This window comes from Gammaproteobacteria bacterium (assembly GCA_028817225.1).
Classification (GTDB): Bacteria; Pseudomonadota; Gammaproteobacteria; order Poriferisulfidales; family Oxydemutatoraceae; genus Oxydemutator.
This window is the reverse complement of sequence record JAPPQC010000047.1, coordinates 69,822-76,871: the sequence shown is the minus strand read 5'-3', so window position 1 is coordinate 76,871 and position 7,050 is coordinate 69,822. Positions and strand designations below refer to the sequence as shown.

The window sequence follows — 7,050 nt, the reverse complement described above, 5'->3', positions numbered from 1 at the left end:
CGCTGGTTCCTTCGGCGATGGTGGTTTGTGATGAATGAATGCGAATGCCGGGTGTGGCGACGGAATAAAGGGCGTTTGCGATGTTGAGGGCGCCGCCGGAGGCGACGGTGTCTGTGGTCGGGACACCGTTTTCATCTCTCAGTTTGAACGAATCGAAGCGGTCCACGGTATCGAGCAGCGCACTGCGCACCTCGGTGATGGTCAGGTCCGGCCTGAACGACCACAGCAGAGCGGCGGCGCCGGCGACATGGGGGGCCGCAAGGGAAGTGCCATCAGGGTCTATTTGGAAATCTGGCAGTCCGGGGAGATTCTGTACAAATAGCCGAGGGCTGGTTGGTATTCTTTCAGCGGGCGCATATAAGTCAGCTATTATGTCGCCGTAATTGGAGCCACTCCAACGCTCTCTGGCAGCTTTACTTTGTCCCGCAGCAGCGATGATGTTATCAAGATTGTAGCAAGCCGGTGTATGCAATTGCGTCCGTTGGCTGTTGTAGTTTATTCCGAAATTCCCCATCGCTTGGACAACTAAAATGCCTTCCGCCATGAGTTCTTCAAAAGCCATATGCTCCACCTTCTGGGAACCTGACAGAGTTGATGTTGATGACCGAGGTGACAGGTTGGTAGAATCGCAATTATCAAGACTGCCAATGCTGAAATTAATGACCCGGATGTTGACGCCTCTGCGTCGCATCGTAAGGATGTATTCATGGCCATGCATTGACAGAGTATCGTCCAAAAACATCAATTTGATATTCCAGGCGACGCCCGTAATTTCGTTGTTGTTGTTTCCACGAGCACCGAGAACGCTGGCAACTTCTGTGCCATGCCCGGCATCATCCCCGAAGTTGCCATTCCCAAAGATGGGATTGACGCCCCCAAAGATATTACAACCGTGAATGTCATCGATGCATCCGTTGGCATCGTCGTCTCTGCCGGGTATGCCCCTGAGTTCCGCTTCGTTGACCCACAGGTTGGGGCGTAACTCGGGGTTGTTAATATCAAAATCTCCATCAGCCACCACGACCACAACGCTATCGCTGCCGGTGGTGTAGGCCCATGCTTCCGGGGCGTCCACATCCACATCGTTAATCGGATCGTGCAAGTTGGTCTGGTCCCCGAAACTGGGGTCGTTTGGCCTGGTTCCGTATGGCAGGGAGTTTGGTACTCTGTTGCCGCTGTAATCCATGCCAGCGTAGTTCACGGACGGGTCTTCATGAATAATCTCCAGCAGCCAGTCTGCATCCCATGAAGAGGGAACCTCAACAATAGAGATATCGAGTTGACGGAGGTAGGTTGTGCGAGCTTCTCCCATTTGGGAGAGTGTCGCCATTGCCCCATTGGCGGGTTCGGGCACACCGGACAGGCGTTTGACCAGTAGTGTCTGGTACCTGGTTTCCTCAATAAGATGTTCGGGAATGGTCTTGATGTTTTGCAGGATGGGGCGGAAGTCTTTTTGAATAGCGTTTGTACCGGGTGTTACGGCCACATTGCGCGGTGGCGTGGAGAATTCAGCCAGCAGTATCATCATCAGGGCAGCAATAGCACCCCCGATGAACCATCCGGTTTTCCTTGATTTTTGAAAAAAAGTCATGCTGCAAAGGCGCTTGCAACCGGCCAGAAATGCCGATTTTCTCAATGATTATGATATATCAACGGCCACTCATCTAATATATTGGACTCCTGCTTCCGCAGGGATGGCGGCTCCCGCCGCCCGCCGGTTTGCCAACTTTCCCTTGCGGTTCCCATTAGAATAGGCAAATGCCCAACCCGTCCCCAAACGCCGCTACGCTCGAAGTAACCGGCCTCGCGTTCTCCCGCAATGGCCGCACATTGTGCGACGGCCTCAACCTCACGCTCCGCGCCGGCGAATGGTGCGAGGTGACCGGGGCCAACGGCGCCGGCAAGACCACGCTGCTGCGGATTTTGTGCGGGCTGTCGGAGGCCGACGGCGGCGCCTTTCAGTGGCGCGGCCTGTCGCCGGTGCGCGACGGCGGGCTTTATCATGAACAGGTGCTGTACATCGGCCACAAGTCCGGTTTCAGGAACGAGTTGAGCGTCGCCGCGAATCTGGCGTTTTATTCCGGCCTCGGACGCGCGCACGCGGCGCACACGAACCAGGCGGCGCCCGCGCGCACAACGAACACGAACGGGACGACGCAAACACACACAACAAACACGATAACGACGGCAATCGCAACACAAGATGATTTCGGCATCGCCGACTGGCTGCACACGCCGTGCGCGAAGTTGTCGCAAGGGCAGTTGCGCCGCGCCGCGCTGTCGCGGCTGCTGATAGAGCGCGCGTCGCTGTGGCTGCTGGACGAACCCGGCGTCGGCCTCGACCGCGACGGCGTCGCGCGGCTGGAACGCCTGCTGGCCGCGCATCTGGCGCACGGCGGCGCCGCGCTCATCGCAACGCACGCAACGCTGTCGCCGCCCGGCCACAACGCGGCGCACAATATACGCCTGGGCGAAGATGTCTGACGCACCCGCAACGCCGCCCGGCCACCACGCCGCGCACCACCTGCGCCTGGGCGACGATGCTTGACGCCTTCACCTCCCTGATGCGCCGCGACTTGTCGGCGGCGCTGCACATCCAGTCAAACTGGCTGATGCCGGTCGCGTTTTTCACCATCATCATCAGCCTGTTTCCGCTCGGCGCCGACGCCGACCCGGCGCTGCTGCAACGGTTCGCGCCCGGCGTCATCTGGGTCGCGGCGCTGCTGGCGGGGCTGCTGTCGCTTGAACGCGCGTTCAAGGACGACTTTGAAAACGGCTCGCTGGAACAATGGCTGATCACGCCGCACGGCGTCTATCCGTTCGCGCTGGCGCGCATTCTCGCGCACTGGTGCACCACCGGCCTGCCGTTCACGCTGCTGGCGCCGTTCTACGGCTACCTGCTGGGCCTGTCGGTGGAGAGCCTGCCGGTGGCGGTTTTCAGCCTCGCGCTCGGCACGCCGGTGCTGAGCGCGCTCGGCGCGGTCGGCGCGGCGCTCACCGGCTGCCTGCGCGGCGGCGAGATGCTGATGGTGCTGCTGGTGCTGCCGTTTTATGTGCCGCTGCTGGTGTTCGGCGCCAACGCGATGGACATGGCCGCCGCCGGCCTGCCGGCGGGCGCCGCGCTTGCAATTTTGGGCGCGCTATTTATAGTGGCGTTGCTTCTGGCGCCGCTCGCCGTTGCCGCCGCGCTCAAGGTCATGCTCGACTGACATGTTACACGCCACACGCTACGCCTCGTTGCCGTCTTTCTACCGCCTGTGCGGGCGGCTGTTTCCGTGGCTGCTGCCCGCCACCGTCGCGCTGTTCGCGGCGGGCCTGGTGTGGGGGCTGTACATCGCGCCCACCGACTACAAGCAGGGCGAGGCCTACCGCATCATGTTCATGCATGTGCCGTCGGCGTGGATGTCGCTGTTCGTTTATGTGGTGATGGCGGCGGCGGGCGCTGTGGCGCTGGTGTGGCGCGTCAAACTGGCCGAGTTGGTGCACATTGAATGCGCGCCCATCGGCGCGTCGTTCACGGCGCTGACGCTGGTGACGGGCATGTTGTGGGGCAAGCCGATGTGGGGCGCTTATTGGGTGTGGGACGCGCGCCTGACATCGGAGTTGATCCTGCTGTTTCTGTATCTCGGCGTCATCGCGCTGTATTCGGCCATTCCCGACCGGCGCAAGGCGGCGCGGGCGACGGCGGTGCTGGCGATCGTCGGCGTCGTCAACATTCCGATCATTCATTATTCGGTCATCTGGTGGAGCACGCTGCACCAGGGGCCGACGGTAACCCGCTTTGACGCGCCGGCGGCGCACATCAGCATGCTGGCGCCGCTGCTGTTCATGGCGGTTGTGTTCAAGTTGTATTTCATCACCGTGCTGCTGGCGCGGCTGCGCGGCTCCATCGCCGAGCACTGCCGCGCGCAACAGTGGTTCCGCGACGAGGCCGCAGGCCGTGCCTGACTTGCTCGACTGGCTGGCGATGGGCGGCTACGGATGGTTTGTGTGGCCTTCGTATCTGCTCGGCCTTGCGGTGCTGGCGGCCAACCTGTGCCTGCCGGTGATGCGCCACCGCCGGCTGCTGCGCCGCAGCGCCGCCAACGAGGGCGGGCGATGACGCCGCGGCGCAAACAACGCCTGGCGTTTGTCGTCATCCTGCTGGTCGGCTTTGCCGCCGCCGCCGCGCTGGTGCTGTACTCGTTTGAAAAGAACCTGCTGTATTTCTACACGCCGACGCAGGTCGCGGAGGAGGCGCCGCCTGCGGGCAGAACCTTCAACCTCGGCGGCATGGTCGTGCCCGGCAGCGTCCGCCGCGGCGAGCGCGTGCAGTTTGAACTGACCGACAACCACTCAATCACCCGCGTGGTCTATCACGGCCTGCTGCCCGACCTGTTCGGCGACGGCCAGGGCGCCGTCGCCACCGGGCGGTTGCGCGAAGACGGCGTGTTCGCCGCCGACACGGTGCTTGCCAAGCACGACGAGAATTACATGCCGCCCGGCATCGCCGAATCCCTCGGCCAGCAGCCGGTCGGCATCGCCAGGCCGACCGCCGGCGACGCGCAGTGATAGTAGAACTCGGCCATTTCGCGCTGGTGCTGGCGTTTGTCGTCGCCGCCGTGCAGGGCACGCTGCCGCTGGCGGGCGCGCACTTCGGCGTCGCGCCGCTGTTCCGGCTGGCGGTGCCGGCGGCGCGTTTGCAGTTCCTGCTGCTGGTGCTGTCGTACGCCGCGCTCAGCGCCGCCTTTCTGAAAGACGACTTCTCGGTGCGCTACATCGCCGAACACTCCAGCGCCGCGCTGCCCACCTATTACAAACTGGCCGCGGTGTGGGGCGCGCACGAAGGCTCGCTGCTGCTGTGGATACTGATACTCGGCGCGTGGACTTTCGCGGTTACGCTGTTCAACCGCGGCCTCACCGAGGTTTTCCTGGCGCGGGTGCTGGCGGTGATGGGGCTGGTGGCGGCGGGCTTCATGCTGTTCACGCTGGCGACATCCAACCCGTTTGAGCGGCTGTTTCCGGCGGCAACGGCCGGGCGCGACCTGAACCCGCTGCTGCAAGACCCGGGGCTGACGATTCATCCGCCGATGCTGTACATGGGTTATGTCGGTTTCTCGGTGGCGTTTGCGTTCGCGGTGTCGGCGCTGCTCGACGGGCGCCTTGACGGGCGCTGGGCGCGCTGGTCCAGGCCGTGGGTGCTGGCGGCGTGGGTGTTTCTGACCATCGGCATCACGCTCGGCAGTTGGTGGGCCTACCATGAACTGGGGTGGGGCGGCTGGTGGTTCTGGGACCCGGTCGAGAATGCGTCGTTCATGCCGTGGCTGGTCGGCACCGCGCTGCTGCATTCGCTGGCGGTTACCGAGAAGCGCAACGCCTTCAAGGGCTGGACCGTGCTGCTGGCGATACTGGCGTTTTCGCTGAGTTTGCTCGGCACCTTTCTGGTGCGCTCCGGCGTGCTGGTGTCGGTGCACGCCTTCGCGTCCGACCCGGAGCGCGGCGTCTTCATCCTGCTGTTTCTGGTCGTCGCCGTCGGCGGCTCGCTGGCGCTGTATGCGTGGCGCGCGCCGCGCATCCGCAGCACCGGCGTGTTTGATTTTCTGTCGCGCGAGAACCTGCTGCTGGTCAACAATGTGATTCTGCTGGTTACGATGTTCTCGATATTGATCGGCACGCTTTACCCGCTGGCGCTTGATGCGATCGGCCTCGACAAGATTTCGGTCGGCGCGCCGTATTTCTCGGCGGTGTTCGTGCCGCTGATGCTGCTGGCGGCGCTGGCGGCGGGCGTCGGCCCGGCGGTGCAGTGGAAGCGTTCGTCGCCGCAGCCGCTGTTGCGGCGGCTGCGCGCGCCGCTGGCGGCGGCGCTTGTCGCCGCGCTGGTGCTGGCGGCGGTGTTCGGCGACGGCGTGTCGCCCGGCGTTTTCATCGGCGCCGCCGCCGGTTCGTGGGTGCTGCTGACGACGGCGCTGAACCTCGGGCGGCGGCTGCGCCGCGACGGGCCGCGCGGCGGGCTGCGCGCGCTGCCGCTGTCGTTTTACGGCATGAGCACCGCCCATCTCGGCCTCGCGCTGTTCATCTTCGGCGTCACATTCAGCAGTGCATACAGCGAGGAGAAGATGGTGCATCTGCAAGACGGGCAGTCGGTTGAACTCGCCGGTTACCAATTCGTGTTTGAGGGCGTGGCCGACAGGGAAGGCCCCAATTACCTGTCAAAGGAAGGGCGCGTCGGCGTGTTTCGCGACGGCGAGGCGGTCGCGGTGCTGCACCCGGAAAGGCGCACCTACCGCGTGCAGAGCGACGCGATGACCGAGGCCGCGGTGGATGCGTCGCCGCTGCGCGATTTGTATGTGGCGATGGGCGAGGCGATAGCGGACGGGCGCCGCGAGGTGCGCGTCTATTACAAGCCGCTGATACGCTGGATCTGGCTCGGCGCGCTGCTGATGGCGCTGGGCGGCGTGCTGTCGGCGTCGGATGCGCGATACCGCGTCGCGCGCCGCGCGGCGCGCGCGGGCGGCGCGGCATGAACCGCCACGCCTGGATTGTCGTCGTCTTCGCGCTGCTGGTCGCGCTGCTGGCGGCGGGGCTGCGCCTTGACCCGACGAGCGTGCCGTCGCCGCTGGTCGGCAAGCCGATGCCGCCGTTCACCGCCGCCACCGTGCATGCGCCCGAGCGCGTCGTCGGCGACCGGCAGTTGCCGGGGCCTGCGCTGGTCAATGTCTGGGCCAGTTGGTGCGTCGCCTGTCATCATGAACACCCGGTGCTGCTGGCGCTTGCCAACGATTTGCGCGTGCCGATTTACGGCATGAACTACAAGGACCGGCGCGAGGACGCCGTCGCCTGGCTTGGGCGGCTGGGCGACCCGTACCTGTTCAGCGTGTTTGACGGCGACGGGCGCATCGGCCTGGACTGGGGCGTCTATGGCGTGCCCGAAACCTTTGTGATAGACGGCGAAGGCGTCATCCGCTACAAGCACATCGGCCCGCTGGATGATGACGATGTGGAGCAGGTGCTGCTGCCGCTGCTGGCGGATTTGGGCGCCGGGCGGATGCAGTGATGGTGGCGTTGATTCAT

General features: G+C 64.1%; 8 protein-coding genes. 7 read left to right on the top strand and 1 reads right to left on the bottom strand.

What is annotated here, in order from left to right; translation table 11 throughout:
* On the bottom strand, window positions 1-1,528 hold a 1,528-nt coding region (locus OXU50_06845; GenBank protein MDD9869590.1), incomplete at its 3' end, for a S8 family serine peptidase.
* Between the two features lie 230 nt (window positions 1,529-1,758).
* On the opposite strand from OXU50_06845, the gene ccmA reads away from it, so the two are divergent.
* The 7 genes from ccmA to OXU50_06810 are packed head-to-tail and all read left to right on the top strand — an operon-like array spanning window position 1,759 to window position 7,033.
* A complete protein-coding gene (ccmA, locus tag OXU50_06840; protein ID MDD9869589.1) occupies window positions 1,759-2,484 on the top strand; it encodes a heme ABC exporter ATP-binding protein CcmA in 726 nt (241 codons plus the stop codon).
* 56 nt (window positions 2,485-2,540) lie between these two features.
* Complete coding sequence (gene ccmB / locus OXU50_06835) at window positions 2,541-3,209, top strand: heme exporter protein CcmB (protein MDD9869588.1); 669 nt, start codon at window positions 2,541-2,543, stop codon at window positions 3,207-3,209.
* 1 nt (window position 3,210) lies between these two features.
* Window positions 3,211-3,948 carry a heme ABC transporter permease gene (locus OXU50_06830; GenBank protein ID MDD9869587.1) on the top strand — a complete coding sequence of 246 codons (738 nt, stop codon included), beginning with the start codon at window positions 3,211-3,213 and terminating at the stop codon, window positions 3,946-3,948.
* The gene (ccmD, locus tag OXU50_06825; protein ID MDD9869586.1) at window positions 3,941-4,102 is read left to right on the top strand and encodes a heme exporter protein CcmD; all 162 of its coding nucleotides are present in this window, start codon (window positions 3,941-3,943) and stop codon (window positions 4,100-4,102) included. Before OXU50_06830 ends, ccmD begins: the two co-directional genes overlap by 8 nt.
* Window positions 4,099-4,551: a cytochrome c maturation protein CcmE gene (gene ccmE / locus OXU50_06820; GenBank protein ID MDD9869585.1), complete on the top strand. Its 453-nt coding sequence runs from the start codon at window positions 4,099-4,101 to the stop codon at window positions 4,549-4,551. The genes ccmD and ccmE overlap by 4 nt, the downstream gene beginning before the upstream one ends.
* The gene (locus tag OXU50_06815) at window positions 4,548-6,503 is read left to right on the top strand and encodes a heme lyase CcmF/NrfE family subunit (GenBank protein ID MDD9869584.1); all 1,956 of its coding nucleotides are present in this window, start codon (window positions 4,548-4,550) and stop codon (window positions 6,501-6,503) included. Before ccmE ends, OXU50_06815 begins: the two co-directional genes overlap by 4 nt.
* Window positions 6,500-7,033 carry a DsbE family thiol:disulfide interchange protein gene (locus tag OXU50_06810; GenBank protein MDD9869583.1) on the top strand — a complete coding sequence of 178 codons (534 nt, stop codon included), beginning with the start codon at window positions 6,500-6,502 and terminating at the stop codon, window positions 7,031-7,033. The genes OXU50_06815 and OXU50_06810 overlap by 4 nt, the downstream gene beginning before the upstream one ends.
* The last annotated feature ends 17 nt before the right edge of the window (window positions 7,034-7,050 follow it).